Here is a 16,979-nt window from a genome sequence, read left to right as displayed (position 1 = left end):
GCGCCGGTCCGGGGCCCTCTGCGGCGCGGCAATTGATTGACTCTTGCCATCACCAGCGGCAAACAAGGCCGCAACGAGGACGCGAGGAGAGATCCATGAAGAAAGTCTACAACTCGGCTGCCGAGGCGCTGGATGGGCTGCTGTTCGACGGCATGTTCATCGCGGCGGGCGGCTTTGGCCTGTGCGGCATCCCCGAACTGCTGATCGCTGCGATCCGCGACAATGGCGTCAAGAACCTGACCGTGGCCTCGAACAATGCGGGCGTGGATGGGTTCGGTCTGGGTCTGCTGCTGGAAAGCCGCCAGATCAAGAAGATGCTGTCCTCCTATGTGGGCGAGAACGCGGAATTCATGCGCCAGTATCTGTCGGGCGAGCTGGAGCTGGAGTTCAACCCGCAGGGCACTCTGGCCGAGCGTATGCGCGCCGGTGGTGCGGGTATTCCCGGTTTCTACACCAAGACCGGCGTGGGCACCGTGATTGCCGAGGGCAAGGAACTGAAGGATTTCGACGGCGAGACCTATGTGCTGGAACGCGGAATCTTCGCCGATCTGGCCATCGTCAAGGCGTGGAAGGCCGATGCGACCGGCAATCTGGTGTTCCGCAAGACCGCGCGCAACTTCAACCCGCCCGCCGCCATGTGCGGCAAGGTCTGCGTGGTCGAGGTCGAAGAGATCGTGCCCACCGGCAGCATCGACCCGGATCACATCCACCTGCCCGGCATCTATGTGCATCGCATCATTCAGGGGCAGCACGAGAAACGCATCGAACAGCGCACGGTTCGCAAAAGGGAGACCGCATAATGCCTTGGGACCGCAACCAGATGGCCGCGCGCGCGGCACAGGAACTGCAGGACGGCTGGTATGTGAACCTTGGCATCGGGATTCCGACGCTGGTCAGCAACTACATTCCCGAAGGCGTCGAAGTGACCCTGCAATCAGAAAACGGCATGCTGGGCATGGGTCCCTTCCCCTTTGAGGGCGAAGAGGATGCGGACCTGATCAACGCGGGCAAGCAGACCATCACCGAACTGCCGCAGACGGCCTTCTTCGACAGCGCCATGTCCTTTGGCATGATCCGCGGCGGCAAGATCGCCATGGCGATCCTGGGCGCGATGGAAGTGTCGGAAACCGGCGATCTGGCGAACTGGATGATCCCCGGCAAGCTGGTCAAGGGCATGGGCGGCGCGATGGATCTGGTCGCGGGTGTCAAGCGCGTGGTCGTCGTGATGGATCACACCAACAAGGCAGGCGAAAGCAAGGTGCTGCCGGAATGCACCTTGCCGCTGACCGGCAAGGCCGTAGTCAACCGCATCATCACGAATCTGGGTGTTCTGGACGTGGTGGACGGTGGCCTGAAAATCGTCGAGACCGCCGATGGCGTGTCTGAGGCCGAACTGCGCGCGGCAACCTTGGCCAAAATCGTCAACTGAATCCGCGCCACATCAAGACCATAAAAGGCCCGCCCCATGGCTGCGGGCCTTTTGCGTTTCTTCTTGCTGCAAATATCCAATCGCCACGGATGCGTCAGGCGCAAGGCGGGCAGATGTCATCCCTCGCCCAGATTGAACACGCAGCCATCCGAGATCAACATGGGTGGCGTCTTGCAAAGATTGCGCGCCACGGCGAATGCGGCCAATACCTTGGGGACATAATCGCGCGTTTCGGCATAGGGCGGCACGCCGCCATGCCGCTTCACGGCATTCTCGCCCGCATTATACCCGGCCAGCGCAAGGATCGGGTCGCCTCCGAACTCGGCCAGCAGCCAATCCAGATAGGCCACCCCGCCCTTGATGTTCTGTCCGGCATTCAGGCTGTCCGCCACACCGAACCGATCCGCCGTGGCCGGAATCAGCTGCATCAGCCCGACGGCCCCGGCCGAACTGACCGCATCCACCCTCCCGCTGGATTCCACCGCGATCACCGCCAGCACCAGCGCGGGCGACACCCGCGTGCCGACGGTGTTCAGCAACAATTCGGCCCGATGCGTCCGCGCGATCCCCAACAGGTCTGACAGGCGCGGTGCCGCGATCTGCTGTCCTGCGCCCGCATTCGCGATGTGGATCAGCGCAGGCTCCAACCGACCCGGTCCACTGTCCTCCAGCAAGGGCGAGATCGTCTCCCAGAACCAGTTATAGCGGCCGATGGCCTCTCCTGCATCGGGCACAGGGGCATCGGGGGTGGCAGGGCGCACCACGGCCACTGGCTGCGGCTCGATCTGAACGGTGATGCGCGGTGCTGTGCTGCCCGGAGCAGGCGGCTTGACGCGCTTGAACGTGAAATCCGAGAAGCCGGGCCGCTCCTGCGCCGCCAGTTGCGGCCCCCAGAACAGGCCGGAGAGAAGAATCACCCCCATGCCGAAGGCCCGCCCAAGGGCGTTTCGGCGTCGAATCGCCGATCGATCCGTTCTCTGGGACCGCTTCATTGCCGATATGCCTGCCTGTATCGTGGTGATCACGCTCGATTGTTACCAAGAAGCATCGCAGAAAAACCGATTCAAGACCAGCCTCTCGTGCGAATCGCGCACACGCATGAGGCGAGGCCGCCGCAATCGAGCCTGGCAAGATCCCTGAAATCATATCAAAAGATAGTTTTTTACATAACAATAACAGGCACTTAATCCAATTTTAGGAGGTCAAGGCAGAAAAAGATAAAACGCACGAATCTGGCCAAACTGTTGCCCCAATCCGCTGGCTATATCTGCTCATACCGAAACGGAGACGGGCCAAGAGAGAGACAGCCCAGACAGTCACCGGCGCGGTTGTGCAACTGAGCAACTGATCCTTTGGAGGGACACAAAATGGTTAAATTCTTCAAGAACTTCAGCAAAGACGAATCCGGTGCCGTGACCGTTGACTGGGTTGTGCTGACCGCAGCCGTCGTAGGCCTGGCCATCGCGGCCTACTCCTCGATCGAGTCGGGGGCGAGTGATCTGACCTCACGTACCAACGATTTTATGGGCACTCAGGCACCGGGCAACATGTAATTACAATTCGACTCGCGTCATTGGCCGCCCCCGCCATGCCGGGTGCGGCCTTTTGTTTCACGATATTTATGGACCCGCTCCGGCACGGTCTTCCTGTTGTTTCACTTGCCGGAGGGAGACGAGAAAATGATAGTTTCGACACTCCGCGCCTGGTTCTCGCGATTTGGCCACGCAAACGAAGGCGCAGTTACAGTTGACTGGGTAGTATTGACTGCACTGGTCGTAGGCTTGTGTGGAGCAGGCTACACCGCGATGCGAGACGGGGCGACGGGACTTGCGGACAATACAAGCAGCTTTATGACCACATTCCTTGACTGAGGTGGTTGCTGCATTGTTGGCCTGACATCAGGCCAATGGACGGGCGCACGAGACGTCGCTCCGCCCCTAAAAGACGTGACGCAGCCAACCTGCGCGACACGCCAAATCCCAAGGGCTTCCCTCATTTGGCCATATTCCAGAACTACTCTGACGGGCAGACGCAGATCATTTTCCGGCATCCAGGATGCCCGTGAACAGGATACAGGAAAGGTTACACGATGCGTGCAGTTTTTGGCCTTGTGCTGATCGCCGGTCTCGGACTGGCTGGTTTTGCCGTGATGATGGCAAAAAAACAGTTTGACGCCTACCAGATGCAGCTGGCCCAGGCCCAGAGCATGCAGAGCCAGATCATTCCCACGGTCGAGGTTCTTGTCGCGCAAAAGACCCTGAACTATGGCGATCCGCTGGCGCCCGAGGATCTGCGTGCGGTCAAGTGGCCGTCGGACGCGATCCCTGAAGGCAGCTTCCTGGCGCTGTCCGAAATCTTCCCCGAGAATGCCAGCAACCCGACCCGCTATGTCCTGCGCACCATCGAAAAGGACGAGGCAATCATGGCCAGCAAGATCAGCCTGCCCGGCGAGGATGCGGGGCTGAATTCGCGGATCGAGCGCGGCATGCGTGCCTTTGCGATCAAGGTCGACGTGGCCTCGGGTGTGTCCGGCTTTCTGCGTCCGGGTGACCGGGTCGACATCTACTGGACAGGCTCGGTGGATCAGGACATCGGCGGCGGCAGCCGTGGCGAGATCACAAAGCTGATCGAGGCGAATGTCCGCCTGATCGCCGTGGACCAGAGCGCCAATGGCGAAAGCGCGGAAGCCGCGATCGCCCGCACGGTGACTGTCGCCGCCCGTCCCGATCAGGTGGCCGGTCTGGCGCAGGCACAGTCCACGGGCCGTCTGTCGCTGTCGCTTGTGGGCGCAAACGACGACACCATCGCCGAGGCCATCGAGGTGGATCAGCGCCGCCTGCTTGGACTTGTGAGCGCACCGATCGCAGAGGCCGTCGTAGTCGAGCAGGAGCAGGTTTGCACCACACGGGTCCGTCGCGGCGCGGAAGTGGTCGAACTGCAGATCCCCTGCACGAACTGACAAAGGCCGGGCCGATCCACCGCACATGCGGCTCTTATATAAGGCAACACAGCTAAAGGGGGCGGGTTCCGGACAGGGCCCGCCCCTTTCGCATGGGCCTGCCCCGCTCTAGACCATGTTTTTTCGCGTCTGTTGCTGTTTATCCACATAAGCCAGACGGCTGAACCTATTGATTCTTGCAATAAATATGGAAATCAACCATTCTGCTGCGAAAGGTGGGCACCAAAGACCCGCGATTTGAGGCGTGATCGGAAAGGCAGGTCACATGAAAACGGACAGATTTATCGGGGCCGCCCTGGTGGGGTTGGTCCTGGGGTTCGGCCAGATTGCGGTCGCGCCCAAGGTGCAGGCGGAAACAGTGCGCGTCCTTCAGGAAGGCCGCTCGGCCAGTCTTGCCGTGCCCATGAACCGCGCCGTCGTGGTGGAAAGCGAGGTTCCCTTCGCCGAACTCTCGATCGCAAACCCTGCAATTGCGGATATTTCCTCGCTTTCAGAGCGCACCATCTATGTGCTGGGCAAATCGCCCGGCACCACGACCCTGACGCTTCTGGATGCCAGCGGACAGTTGATCACCAATATCGACGTGCGTGTGGCCGCGGATGTAAGTGAATTCAAGGAACGTCTGGGACAGATCCTGCCTGGCGAAAAGATCGAAGTGCGCACGGCCAATGACGGCATCGTCCTGTCAGGCACGGTGTCCAGCGCGCAAAAACTGCAGCGGGCGCTGGATCTTGCTGAACGCTATGCGCCCGAGCGCGTCTCGAACCTGATGACGGTGGGCGGCGTGCAGCAGGTGATGCTCAAGGTCCGTTTCGCGGAAATGCAGCGCAGCGTCTCGAAATCGCTGAGCGCATCGCTGGCGCTGAACGGGAGCGCCTTCAGCAACGATCTGGGCCTGTCGGGCGGCAGCAACACGCTCAACAACCTGGGTGCTCAAACGAACGCATTGGGTGGCGGCATTCCTCCGGTCAACACCAACAACGGCGCGATGCTGCTGGGCTTTGGCGCCGGTGCGGTCGAGGTGGGAATTCTTCTGGAAGCCCTGGAAACCAAGGGCGTCGTGAGGACGCTGGCGGAACCCAACCTGGTCGCCTTGTCCGGTCAGGAAGCGAAGTTCCTGGCGGGCGGCGAATATCCTGTGCCGATCTCGCAAGAGGGTGGCACCATCACCGTCGAGTTCAAACCCTTCGGGATCGAGTTGAACTTCGTGCCGCGCGTGGTCGACGGCGACCTGATCAACCTCGAGATGATGGCCGCTGTCTCGTCGCTTGACCCGTCAAACGGTATCGAGCTGAACGCCTTCCGCATCGACGCATTCCAGCGCCGCGAAACATCGACCACGGTCGAACTGCGCGATGGCGAAAGTTTTGCCGTCGCCGGTTTGTTGCAGGACGACTTCCGCGACACCGCCGGACAGGTGCCATGGCTGGGTGACATCCCGGTTCTGGGGGCCCTGTTCCGCAGCGCCGATTTCCGCCGTGCGCAGTCCGAACTGGTCATCATTGTGACGGCCCATCTGGTCACCCCCACGCGCGGCGAGGCCCTAGCCCTGCCGACCGACCGGATCCGCCCTCCGACCGAGCGTGACCTGTTCCTGTTCGGCCGTGTGGCGCGCGAGGGGCAGCCCGCCCTGCGTGGTGCTGCAGGAGAGGTTGCCAAACAGGATTTCAACGGCTCTTATGGCTATGTGATGGACTGATCGGATGCAACGGAACATGTACAAGACCCTCGCACTCATCAGCGTGTTGGCAGCAAGTGCCTGTTCCAGCGTTGATCCGATCTACCGCAACTTCAACAGCGAAGCAGGCGGCACCATAGACAGCGGCTCGTTCGGCAACGCGACGATGAACAACACGATGGCGATGACGAACCGTCAGGGCTTCCTGATCGACATGTCGCGCCGCTTCTCGCAGGAAGTCTCTCCAGTCGTGAACTTTGCGTTCAACTCGGCCGTTCTGGACGCCGGGGCGCAAGATACGCTGCGCGAGCAGGCCAACTGGATCCGCCAGTTCCCGGAAGTGCGCTTCCGCGTCTATGGGCATACCGATCTGGTGGGCTCGGATGCCTATAACAAGAACCTTGGGCTGCGCCGCGCGCAGGCGGTGGTCGCGTTCCTGGCGGCGCAGGGCATCAGCCGATCCCGGTTGGAGGCACTTGTGTCCTTTGGCGAACGTCAGCCGTTGATCGTGACCGAGGGCCGCGAGCGCCGCAACCGCCGGACGGTGACCGAAGTTTCCGGAGTGGTGGAGAAGCGCGCGGGCGAACTGGACGGAAAATACGCCCAGATCATTTATCGCGAATATGTCAACAGCGCGATGCCGGCCAGCACGTTGACCGGCTTCTCGACAGGGCCGTCTGCCGCAGAGTAAAGCGCAGAGTTTCGGGCCCGATCGCCGGTCTGTCAGGGATGGCGTCGGGCGAAGGGCCTGCTTTACAGCGGTTTTCTGCACCATTCAGGGCTGCGCCCTTGCGTCAGCGGCATGGCCCTTTCGGGCCATAGGCAGGTGTTGGACGCCCCTGCCCCGCCGCCTTTCAGGCCGCTTTGATCGTCCGATGAAACCGTACAATTACGATCTTTTGGCCCTAATGTTGCCCATATTTTCCGCGACCTTCACCTCAATGGGATAGCTTTGTCCGGCACATGCCGGGCACGGGTGGTCGGACGCCGGAACAGGAATGGACCCATCAGAGGTTCAGAGTGTGCCTGCCTTGCCAGACGACGGCCCCCGAGGTCAAAGGACATGAGGCAAGATGAGTAGCAGTGTGCATCACTCTCCGGAACCTGCGCCGATCGTGGCTTGCACGATCAGTCGCGACGTTCAGAATTTCGATCTGCTGATCGAGGACATGGAAGCGGTTCTGGGTGAGACCTGGGGTGATCTGGGCTTTGGCGAGGCGCTGGCCTTCTTTGCGCAACCGGACGCCGACGCGCTAGAATTCGTGGCCATCGCAATGGATCAGGAGGATGAGGACAACCTTGTCCTTCTGGGCGAAATCATTCATCAGGCCCGCAGCCGCAACATTCGCGTCATCCTGATCGCCGAGGATGTCAGCCCTGCGTCCCTGCACCAGTTGCTGCGGCAGGGTGCCGATGAATTTGTCCCCTACCCCTTGCCGGAAAACGAGCTTGAGGCCGCGATCCAGCGCATCAGGCAGCCCGAACCCGCACCCGTCATGTCCGCCCCGGCGACGGAGGCGGGGCCGACAACGCGCAAATCGGCGCATGATCGCGAAGGTGTGGTCATGGCTGTGCAAGGTCTGGCCGGCGGCGTGGGTGCCACGACATTCGCCGTGAATCTGGCTTGGGAACTGTGCAACGTCGCCAAGAAGGGCAAGCCCGACCCGCGCGTCTGCATCCTTGATCTGGACCTGCAATACGGTTCCATCTCGACCTTTCTGGACCTGCCCCGCCGCGAAGCCGTGTTCGAACTTCTGTCGGATACCGAATCCATGGATGGCGACAGCTTTACCGCGGCGCTGATCCCGTTCGAGGAGAAGCTGAATGTCCTCACATCACCTGCGGACATGTTGCCGCTGGATCTTGTGACGTCCGAGGACATCAACCGGATCATCGCCATGGCACGCCAGCATTTCGATTACGTGGTGATCGACATGCCGCGCACGCTGGTGCAATGGACCGAAGCGGTTCTGAACGGCGCACATATCTATTTCGCGCTGCTGGAACTGGACATGCGGTCTGCCCAGAACGCGCTGCGCCTGAAACGGGCCTTGCAGGCCGAGGATCTGCCATTCCAGAAACTGCGTTTCGCGCTGAATCGCTCGCCCGGCTTCACGGATCTGAGCGGCAAGAGTCGGGTCAAGCGGATGGCGGAAAGCCTTGGAATCTCGATCGACCTGCTGCTGCCCGATGGTGGCAAGGCCGTCACGCAGGGGGCCGATCACGGGCTGCCGCTGGCGCTGAGCGCGGCCAAGAACCCGTTGCGCAAGGAAATCGCGAAACTGGCGCTTTCGCTGCATCAGCTTGGTCAGAGCGACGTGGAAGCGGCCTGAACCGCATATTGGGGGACCCTGAATGTTTTCGCGTTACAAGAAGCCCGGCGGCACGGAACAACCGTCCAAGACAGCAAATCCGGCGGTCAAACCGTTGGTGCAACCCGCCACGCGTCCGGTCGAGGCCGTCAACCCATCGATGCGCCGGGCCCAGGCCATTGCTCCGGCGCAGACCGTCGCGATGGACCGGGACCGCAAACGCCGCGAGCGTCTGGGCGAGATCAAGCTGGAGCTGCACCGGTCGTTGCTGGACAACCTGAACCTCAGCGCGCTGGACACCGCCACTGAAAGTGACCTGCGCGCCGAGATCACCTCGATCGCTTCAGAAGTGCTTGAGGAAAAGGGTATCGTGCTGAACCGCGAGGATCGCACGCAACTGACGCAGGAACTGTATGACGAGGTCAAGGGTCTTGGCCCGCTTGAGACATTGCTCAAGGATGACAGCGTCAACGATATTCTGGTGAACGGCCCGCAGCGGATCTTTGTGGAACGCGGCGGCAAACTGGAACTGACCGACATCACTTTCAAGGATGAGAAGCACCTGTTGCGGATCATCGACAAGATCGTGTCGGCCGTGGGCCGGCGCGTGGACGAATCCAACCCCTATGTCGACGCCCGCCTCGCGGATGGTTCGCGTTTCAACGCGATGGTGCCACCCGTCGCGGTTGACGGAAGCCTTGTCTCGATCCGTAAGTTCAAGAAGGAAAAGCTGGGGATCGACGATCTGGTGCGTTTCGGTGCCTTTTCCGAAGAGATGGCCGCCTATCTTCAGGCGGCCGTGGCCACGCGCCTGAACATCATCGTCTCGGGAGGAACGGGTTCGGGTAAGACCACCACATTGAACGCACTGTCGTCCTTCATCGACAACTCGGAACGCATCCTGACCATCGAGGACACGGCGGAACTTCAGCTTCAGCAGATCCATGTCGGCCGGATGGAAAGCCGCCCCCCCAACGTCGAGGGCAAGGGCGCCGTGACCCAGCGCGATTGCTTGCGCAACGCCCTGCGGATGCGGCCTGACCGGATCATCGTCGGCGAAACACGCGGCGAAGAAGTGATCGACATGTTGCAGGCCATGAACACCGGCCATGACGGGTCGATGACCACGATCCACGCCAACTCGGCCCGCGACGGGGTCAGCCGTCTTGAGAACATGATCGCCATGGCGGGCATCGAAATGCCCATCAAGGCCGTGCGCAGCCAGATCGCAAGCGCCGTCAACCTGATCGTGCAGGCCAACCGTTTGCAGGATGGCAGCCGCCGCATGACGTCGATCACCGAAATCACGGGGATGGAGGGCGAGGTGATCTCGATGCAGGAGGTCTTCAAGTTCCAGCGCGTCGGCCTGACCCCCGACAACAAGATCATCGGCCATTTCACCGCGACCGGCGTGCGCAGCCACTTCTCGGAACGCTTCCGCCTGTGGGGCTATGACCTGCCAGCGTCAATCTTCGAACCCATCGCAGCGGAGTAAAGCCCATGGCCATCAGCATCGAACCACTTATCTACGGGCTGATCTTCTTCGGCGTTCTCGTGCTGGTCGAAGGGCTGTATCTGACCGTTTTCGGCAAGTCGATCAGCCTCAACAACCGCGTGAACCGGCGTCTGGAGATGCTGGAAAAAGGGACGCGCCGGGAAGAGGTGATGGAAACGCTGCGCAAGGAAATGCGCCAGCACATGAACTCTCGCTCGATCCCGCTCTATTCGATGCTGGCTGACCGGGCGCAGAAAGCGGCCATCGCCTTTACCCCCGCACAGTTGATCATGATCATGGTCGGCGTCAGCGTCATGGCCTTTCTCGGCCTGACAATCGGCACCGAGGCTGAACCACCGATCCGCGCGGTTCTGTCTGTCGGCATGGGCGTGGGCGGGGTCTATTTCTGGGTCAACTCCAAGGCCAACAAGCGGATCGCGATGATCGAGGAACAATTGCCCGACGCGGTCGAACTCATGGTGCGGTCGCTGCGCGTGGGTCATCCCTTCTCATCGGCGATCCAGATCGTCGCCAAGGAAGTCGCCGACCCGTTGGCGACCGAGTTCGGCATCATTGCGGATGAATCCGCCTATGGGCGCGATATCGGCGAGGCGCTCAAGGACATGGCCGAACGTCTGGACATGCAGGATTTGCGCTTTCTGGCCGTTGCCGTGACCATCCAGCAGCAGTCTGGCGGCAACCTTGCCGAGATCCTGGCGGGCCTGTCCCGCGTGATCCGCGCCCGTTTCCGCCTGTTCCGCCGCGTCAAGGCCATCACGGCCGAAGCGCAATGGTCAGGCAAGTTCCTGTCGGGGTTTCCGGTATTCGCGCTGATCGCGATCAATGTGATGGACCCGAACTATTACGACGACGTGCTGGACCATCCGTGGTTCATCCCCGCCTGTATTGCCGTGGGTCTGTTTCTGGCAGCGAACCTGATCGTCATGCGCATGCTGGTCAACATCAAGGTCTGAGGAGACACCACGATGGAGTTCATCAACGACCTGATGGAACAGCATTTCGGCCCGATGGGGCCGTTCATCCTGCTGGGCGGGCTTGGCCTTCTGCTGATCCTGGCCACGATCCCGATGATGCTGAACCAGCGCAAGGACCCGCTGGAAAAGCTGCGCGAGACCGCCGCCTCGGGCCGCAATGCCGGCACCCCCGGCAAGACGCTGCGTACCGCCAAAGGCAATGACAAGCTGCAAAAATATTCGACCTTCCTGGAGCCACAGAACGAGGAAGAATACTCTGCCGTTCGCAAAAAATTGATGCAAGCAGGCTATCGAAGCAAGGAAGCTGTGCGTGCGTTCCATTTTGCGCAATTTGCTCTCGGAATCCTGTTCCTGATCGGCGGTGTGATCTACTATCTTCTCAAGATGGCGGGCCTGCCAGACACCACCACGCAGGACACGATGCTGTATATCCTCGGGCCGGGCGTCGTGGGCTATATGCTGCCGAAATACTGGGTCACCAAACGCCAGCAACAGCGTCAGGAAGAGATCACCTCGGGCTTTCCGGACGCTCTTGATATGATGCTGGTCTGCGTCGAGGCGGGACAGTCACTGGACCAGTCGATCATCCGCGTCGCCCGCGAGCTGCGCGCCTCCTATCCTTCACTGTCGGACGAGTTCGAGATCGTCAGCTATGAGATCAAGGCCGGCAAGGACAAGCCCACGGTTCTGGCCGACATGGGCGAACGCTGCGGAGTGGCCGATATTTCCAGTTTCGTGACGGTGCTGGTGCAATCCGCGACATTCGGCACCTCGATCGCGGATGCGTTGCGGGTCTATGCCGAGGAGATGCGTGACAAACGCGTGATGCGTGCCGAAGAAAAGGCAAACAAGTTGCCTACCAAGATGACACTTGTCACTATGATGCTGACCGTGCCGCCGCTGCTGATCATTCTGGTCGGACCTTCGGTGGTGGGGATCCAGAATCTGGGGAACATGTAAGCACATCATGGGACGACGCCGTCGCGGGCTCCAACCCGCTTTTGCTCTGGGGATCATCCTGACCCTGGCCGCCTGTTCCGCAGGCGGCCTTGGCGCATCTCGTGACGGTCCCTATGCCCCCGGCATCCAACCCGGCGGCGATGCCGTGGACGGTCTGCTGGTCGGCCATCGCCTGATGGAAGCAGGCGAATTCGAACTGGCGCTGAAGGCCTATACGCGCGCCGCCTATGAGGACGGCCTGACAGTCGATGTCCTGTCCGCCCTTGGCAGCGCCAATCTGGGACTGGGCCGTCTGGGGCAGGCCGAAACACTGCTGCGACGCGCCATCGCCACGGATGAGGCGATCCCCGAGACATGGAACAATCTGGGCGTTGTGCTGATGGAACGCGGCGAGACGGCCGAGGCCGAGCAGATCTTTCGACGGGCCTACGCGCTGGACAATGGCGAAAGTGACTCAATCCGCGACAATCTGCGCTTGGCCCTCGCAAAAATCGAAAATCCCGACTATGATATCGTTGAGCAAGACTTCAAAATGATGCGACGTGGAAGTAGCGATTATCTTCTGCGGCGCATACCATAAGACGGCAGAGCAGCAAAAAGGACGCAAAACATGCGCCACCCCATTATCGTGACCCTGTGTCTGACAGGGGCTTTTGGACTGGCCGGGTGCCAGAATGCAGGCGGAAACGAAGTCGATCGGGCCATGCAGGCCGTCAATGTCGTGGATGAGAGCAATCTTGGCGACATCATGTTGACCGTGGCCGACCCTAACGAGGCGGTGGTCTATTTCACACGCACAGCCGCTGAACAACCGGACCGGATCGACGTTCAGCGCGGTCTGGCCGTGTCTTTGGTGCGTGCCCAGCGCCCGGTCGAGGCGGCGTCGGCTTGGCGCACGGTCGTCAAGCACCCCGAGGCCACGCATGAGGACAAGGTGGAACTGGCCGATGCGTTGATCCGTGCCGGGGACTGGGAGGGCGCGCGCGAGGCGCTGAACACGGTGCCGCCCACCTATGAGACATTCAAACGCTACCGGCTTGAGGCGATGGTGGCTGACGCCAACAAGGACTGGAAGCGTGCAGACAGCTTTTACGAAATCGCGATGGGTCTGACCACACGGCCTGCCGGCGTGATGAACAACTGGGGATATTCCAAGCTGACTCGCGGCGCCTATGCCGATGCAGAGCGTTTGTTTGCCGATGCGATCCGTCAGGACAACAAGCTGTTCACCGCCAAGAACAACCTTGTTCTGGCACGCGCCGCGCAACGCAATTACAGCCTGCCCGTGGTGCCGATGACCCAGCTTGAACGGGCGCAACTGCTGCACACCGCCGGTCTGAGCGCTGTCAAGCAGGGCGACATTGAAACCGCCAAGGGATTGCTGCGCGACGCGGTCGAGACGCATCCGCAGCATTTCGACGAAGCGGTGCGCAGTCTTGCGGCGCTTGAAAACAACGTGCGTGGCTGATCCGGTCGCGCACGATGCTGCAATCCACCGCCGGTGACCTGTCCCAGATGACCCCGCTTTTCGCGCTGCCGGCGACGGCGGCTTTCTGGTTCTTTCTGGCAAGCCTGCCCGTCTGCTTCTGGGTGGTGCTGAGCGACCTTCGCGCAATGCGTATTCCCAACCTGTCGGTTCTGGCGCTTGTCGCGGTCTTTCTGCTGGTGGGTATCCTTGTCCTGCCCGTGTCGGTGCTGCTGGGACAACTGCTCAACCTGATCGTGGTTCTGCTTTTGGGGATCGTTCTGAATGCGGCGGGAGCCTTTGGCGCCGGGGATGCCAAATTCGCTGCCGCTGCCGCCCCTTTCGTGATGCTGGCCGATGTTGGTTTCGTTCTGATGCTGCTGGCATTGACGCTGCTGGCAGGTTTCCTGACTCATCGTCTCGTCGCGCGCACAAGGCTGAGGGATCTTGCCCCCGGCTGGGAAAGCTGGCAGCGCAAGAAGGATTTCCCGATGGGTCTGTCGCTGGGCAGCGCCCTGTCGATCTATCTGGGGCTTGCAGCAGTTTACGGCAGCTGAGCATCGCAGGTGCAGGACATCTGGTCCGTCCGGCGCAATTGATGACGATTCCCCTGCAATTCCATCATTTTGCCATTTTATAGCGGCAGGTCTGGGCCAAGCAGATCGGCACCGGACAGGTATAACGGACAGGCACGCCCATGAACATGATCACCTCTTCTGCACAGACCCGCGTTGTCGCCCCTCCCCCTCCGTCGAGCATCTCGGATATGCGCCTTCCGGTGGTGATGATGCGCGACATCCTTCTCAAGACGATGTTTCGCAAGAACGTGACCAATGTCACCGATGTGGCCGAGGCGATCTGCCTGCCGCGTCAGGTGACACAGGAACTGATCGACATGTCCCGCGAACAGCGCCTGCTGGAGGCGACAGGCACGCTGAACGCCAATGCCGGCAATGAGATGGGCTATCAACTGACCGACGCGGGCAAGGCCCGCGCGCTGGACGCGCTGTCGCAGTCCGAGTATTTCGGCGCGATGCCGGTGCCGCTGTCGGTCTATCGTGAACAGGTCAAGCGTCAATCCATCCGCGACATCCAGATCACCCGCGCGCAACTGACCACGGCGATGGGTCATCTGATCCTGCCCGAGGACCTTTTGTCCAACCTTGGCCCTGCGGTCAGTTCGGGACGTTCGATCCTGATGTATGGCCCGCCGGGCAACGGCAAATCCTCGATCTCGAACGGAATCCGCGATGCGATGGGGGACAAGATCTATGTGCCCCGCGCCATCGAATATGCCGGTCAGGTCATCACCGTCTATGACCCGATCGTCCATTCTTCGGCCGAGGTCGAGGTGGACGACCCCAACTCCCTGCGCCGTCGGCGGACCTTTGACACCCGATACGTGCGCTGCGAACGCCCGAGCGTGATCACCGGGGGCGAACTCAGCCTGTCCATGCTGGATCTTGTCTATAACCCGACCGCGCGCACCTATCAGGCACCGCTCCAGCTCAAGGCGACCGGCGGGATCTTCATCGTCGACGACCTTGGCCGTCAGGCCGAACCGCCGCAGGCGCTGGTCAACCGCTGGATCGTGCCGCTGGAGGAAAGCAAGGACATCCTTGCCCTTCAATCGGGCGAGAAATTCGAAGTGCCCTTCGACACGCTGGTCGTGTTCTCGACCAACTTCCACCCGAACGAGATTTTCGACCAGGCGGCGCTGCGGCGCATCTTCTACAAGATCAAGATCGACGGCCCCAATCAGGAGAATTTCCTGAAGATCTTCGCTCTGGTTGCGCGCAAGAAGGGGATGCCACTGGACGAGGCGACTTTGGTCCACCTGCTGAAGGTGAAATATCCGACCATCAACAATGTCTATGCCAACTATCAGCCGGTGTTCCTGATCGACCAGATGATATCGATCTGCCGGTTCGAAGGGATTCCGAACCAGATGAGCCCGGAACTGATCGACCGGGCCTGGGCCAACATGTTCGTCAGGGACGAGAAGATCGTCAAGTAATCGGTCAGCACGCGCCCGCATAGGTGAATGCGGCGCGCCTCAGATGGCGCTGGAGAAAAGCTGCGCGGCAACCAGAACCACCAGCGCGCCGGCCGTGATCTCGATCAGAGACAAGGCGCGCGCGGTGGCCGGGCCTGCTGCGATCTGCGCCAGCGCGCTTTCACGTGCGGTCACCGACAGCACCGCGACAAGCACGGTGACGCTGGCCGTTCCCAGCCCCATGACGAAGGCCCCCGCGATCCCGGCCGCGTCGATCCCCATGCGCCATGTCAGGATCAACAGGAACAGTGCCCCCGTGCAGGGCCGGACCGCGACCGCCCCGATCAACACCAGCGCATCGCGCAACGAACGGACTTCAGCCGCCTCTTCGAGGCTGGGGCCATGCTTGTGGCCACAACTGGCGCAGGTGTCCGTATCATGGGTGTGGTCGTGGTCATGGGCGTGATCATGGTGATGCGCGTGCCCATGCCCTGCGGCCTTGTCACGCTGTCGCCAGAGTTTCCGGGCCCCGCGCAGCAGCAGCCAGAGGCCAACCAACCCGATCAGCACATAGCTGAGCGGTGCCAACCAGAGTTCGGTCGCATCCACCATCCGTTCGCGCGACCAGTCCAGCAGAAACACGCCACCATAGACCAGAGCCACGGCCGTGGCCGCCTGTGCAAGACTTGAGACCACCGCCAGGCCCGCCAATCGTACCATCGGCACACGGCGGCCCAGCCCGTAACCACCAATAAGAACCTTGCCATGCCCCGGCCCTGCCGCATGGAAAAACCCGTATGCGAAGCAAAAGCCCAGAAGCCCGGCCAAGGCCGCCGCATCCCCGGCTTTCAGGCGGCGCAACAGACCCGCCATGGCGTTCTGCGCGTCCTGTTGGCCACTGGCCGCCCAGCGCTCCAGTAGTGTCATGCCGCCAAAGCCCCAAAGCCAGACCGCGATCAGCGCGAGCAGAGCCAGCGCCATCAGCGCCACCGGCGCGCGCATCAGCCGTTGCATGCCACCTCGACCGTGTCGGCAAAGGCCTCGCCCACCTCGGGATATTCGTCGTCCGGCATGGCGGGGTTCTTGTAAAGCGCCTCCTCGACCATCGTATAGGCGCGGTCCAGATCGGCTGGCTGGATCGACAGGGTGCATCCTTCGGGCACCGTCACCCCGCCGTTCAGATCATAGGCGGTATAGAAGGTCGGATCATAGGCCTTGACGATCACCTCGCCCTCCTGCGGGGCGAAGGCGCGGAAATGGCGCGTCACGATGCGCCCCGCAACGACATCCGTGCCGCGCCCTTCGGGCCGGCCCAAGGCGATCGGCGCGTCATTGGCGGTCAGATAAAGATCCCCCAGATACCCTTCGATCCATTGCAGGTCGAAGCCATCCAGTTTGGCCAGTTCGTCCGCGCTCAATACCCCATCGCCATCAGGGTCCAGACCCATGTCTTCCAGCAGCAGAAGCGAATAGAAATCATCATAGCTCCAGCTGACCTCGACGCCGACAAGACGCCCTGTGTCATCGGCTACAAGTTTGAGACCGGTTTCCACAAAGACATGCGGATGGGCAAACGCCACAGGCGCGCCCAGCAGTATCGCAACAGCGGCAGAGATCAGACGGGAACGGATCATGTCACCGTCTTACGCCACCCCATGCGGCCACGCAACGCACGCGCCGTGGGCCTTGG

At 61.3% G+C, this 16,979-nt stretch carries 17 protein-coding genes; 14 read left to right on the top strand and 3 right to left on the bottom strand.

The window, feature by feature from the left end; genetic code table 11:
• Positions 1 to 95: 95 nt before the first annotated feature.
• Together PVW27_RS12530 and PVW27_RS12525 are read left to right on the top strand one after the other, a co-directional pair.
• Positions 96 to 800 carry a CoA transferase subunit A gene (locus PVW27_RS12530; RefSeq protein ID WP_274558191.1) on the top strand — a complete coding sequence of 235 codons (705 nt, stop codon included), beginning with the start codon at positions 96 to 98 and terminating at the stop codon, positions 798 to 800.
• Positions 800 to 1,429 (top strand): 3-oxoacid CoA-transferase subunit B, encoded by a 630-nt coding sequence (locus tag PVW27_RS12525; protein ID WP_274558189.1) that lies wholly within the window; start codon positions 800 to 802, stop codon positions 1,427 to 1,429. The genes PVW27_RS12530 and PVW27_RS12525 overlap by 1 nt, the downstream gene beginning before the upstream one ends.
• 116 nt (positions 1,430 to 1,545) lie before the next feature.
• Here the strand turns inward: PVW27_RS12525 and PVW27_RS12520 are convergent, their stop codons facing one another.
• Positions 1,546 to 2,352, bottom strand: coding sequence for a lytic transglycosylase domain-containing protein (locus tag PVW27_RS12520; protein ID WP_274558188.1), 807 nt, complete (start codon positions 2,350 to 2,352; stop codon positions 1,546 to 1,548).
• A 444-nt stretch (positions 2,353 to 2,796) separates the two neighbouring features.
• Between PVW27_RS12520 and PVW27_RS12515 the strand changes: the two genes are divergently transcribed.
• The 12 genes from PVW27_RS12515 (at position 2,797) to PVW27_RS12455 (ending at position 15,310) form a co-directional block, all read left to right on the top strand.
• Positions 2,797 to 2,982 carry a Flp family type IVb pilin gene (locus PVW27_RS12515; RefSeq protein ID WP_274558186.1) on the top strand — a complete coding sequence of 62 codons (186 nt, stop codon included), beginning with the start codon at positions 2,797 to 2,799 and terminating at the stop codon, positions 2,980 to 2,982.
• 536 nt (positions 2,983 to 3,518) lie between these two features.
• Positions 3,519 to 4,388, top strand: a complete 870-nt coding sequence (cpaB, locus tag PVW27_RS12505) for a Flp pilus assembly protein CpaB (protein ID WP_274558183.1) — start codon at positions 3,519 to 3,521, stop codon at positions 4,386 to 4,388.
• A gap of 265 nt (positions 4,389 to 4,653) precedes the next feature.
• Positions 4,654 to 6,087, top strand: coding sequence for a type II and III secretion system protein family protein (locus PVW27_RS12500; RefSeq protein WP_274558181.1), 1,434 nt, complete (start codon positions 4,654 to 4,656; stop codon positions 6,085 to 6,087).
• 4 nt (positions 6,088 to 6,091) lie between these two features.
• Positions 6,092 to 6,757, top strand: coding sequence for an OmpA family protein (locus tag PVW27_RS12495; protein WP_274558179.1), 666 nt, complete (start codon positions 6,092 to 6,094; stop codon positions 6,755 to 6,757).
• A 382-nt stretch (positions 6,758 to 7,139) separates the two neighbouring features.
• Entirely contained in the window at positions 7,140 to 8,399 is a 1,260-nt protein-coding gene (locus PVW27_RS12490; protein WP_274558177.1) for an AAA family ATPase, read from the top strand.
• A 22-nt stretch (positions 8,400 to 8,421) separates the two neighbouring features.
• Positions 8,422 to 9,873 carry a CpaF family protein gene (locus PVW27_RS12485; protein ID WP_274558175.1) on the top strand — a complete coding sequence of 484 codons (1,452 nt, stop codon included), beginning with the start codon at positions 8,422 to 8,424 and terminating at the stop codon, positions 9,871 to 9,873.
• A gap of 5 nt (positions 9,874 to 9,878) precedes the next feature.
• Entirely contained in the window at positions 9,879 to 10,847 is a 969-nt protein-coding gene (locus PVW27_RS12480) for a type II secretion system F family protein (RefSeq protein ID WP_274558173.1), read from the top strand.
• 12 nt (positions 10,848 to 10,859) lie between these two features.
• A complete protein-coding gene (locus PVW27_RS12475; protein ID WP_274558171.1) occupies positions 10,860 to 11,828 on the top strand; it encodes a type II secretion system F family protein in 969 nt (322 codons plus the stop codon).
• A 7-nt stretch (positions 11,829 to 11,835) separates the two neighbouring features.
• Positions 11,836 to 12,408, top strand: a complete 573-nt coding sequence (locus tag PVW27_RS12470; RefSeq protein WP_274558169.1) for a tetratricopeptide repeat protein — start codon at positions 11,836 to 11,838, stop codon at positions 12,406 to 12,408.
• Positions 12,409 to 12,438: 30 nt separating this feature from the next.
• Entirely contained in the window at positions 12,439 to 13,296 is an 858-nt protein-coding gene (locus PVW27_RS12465) for a tetratricopeptide repeat protein (protein ID WP_274558167.1), read from the top strand.
• A 14-nt stretch (positions 13,297 to 13,310) separates the two neighbouring features.
• The gene (locus tag PVW27_RS12460) at positions 13,311 to 13,850 is read left to right on the top strand and encodes a prepilin peptidase (protein ID WP_274558166.1); all 540 of its coding nucleotides are present in this window, start codon (positions 13,311 to 13,313) and stop codon (positions 13,848 to 13,850) included.
• A gap of 140 nt (positions 13,851 to 13,990) precedes the next feature.
• Positions 13,991 to 15,310 carry an ATPase gene (locus PVW27_RS12455; RefSeq protein ID WP_274558165.1) on the top strand — a complete coding sequence of 440 codons (1,320 nt, stop codon included), beginning with the start codon at positions 13,991 to 13,993 and terminating at the stop codon, positions 15,308 to 15,310.
• 39 nt (positions 15,311 to 15,349) lie between these two features.
• Here the strand turns inward: PVW27_RS12455 and PVW27_RS12450 are convergent, their stop codons facing one another.
• Both PVW27_RS12450 and PVW27_RS12445 read right to left on the bottom strand, forming a co-directional pair.
• Positions 15,350 to 16,303 carry a nickel/cobalt transporter gene (locus PVW27_RS12450; RefSeq protein WP_432762074.1) on the bottom strand — a complete coding sequence of 318 codons (954 nt, stop codon included), beginning with the start codon at positions 16,301 to 16,303 and terminating at the stop codon, positions 15,350 to 15,352.
• Positions 16,291 to 16,923 (bottom strand): DUF1007 family protein, encoded by a 633-nt coding sequence (locus PVW27_RS12445; RefSeq protein ID WP_274558164.1) that lies wholly within the window; start codon positions 16,921 to 16,923, stop codon positions 16,291 to 16,293. Before PVW27_RS12445 ends, PVW27_RS12450 begins: the two co-directional genes overlap by 13 nt.
• Between the last annotated feature and the right edge of the window lie 56 nt (positions 16,924 to 16,979).

Source organism: Seohaeicola sp. 4SK31, assembly GCF_028802875.1.
Lineage (GTDB): Bacteria > Pseudomonadota > Alphaproteobacteria > Rhodobacterales > Rhodobacteraceae > Seohaeicola.
This window is presented reverse-complemented; position numbering and strand designations above follow the sequence as displayed.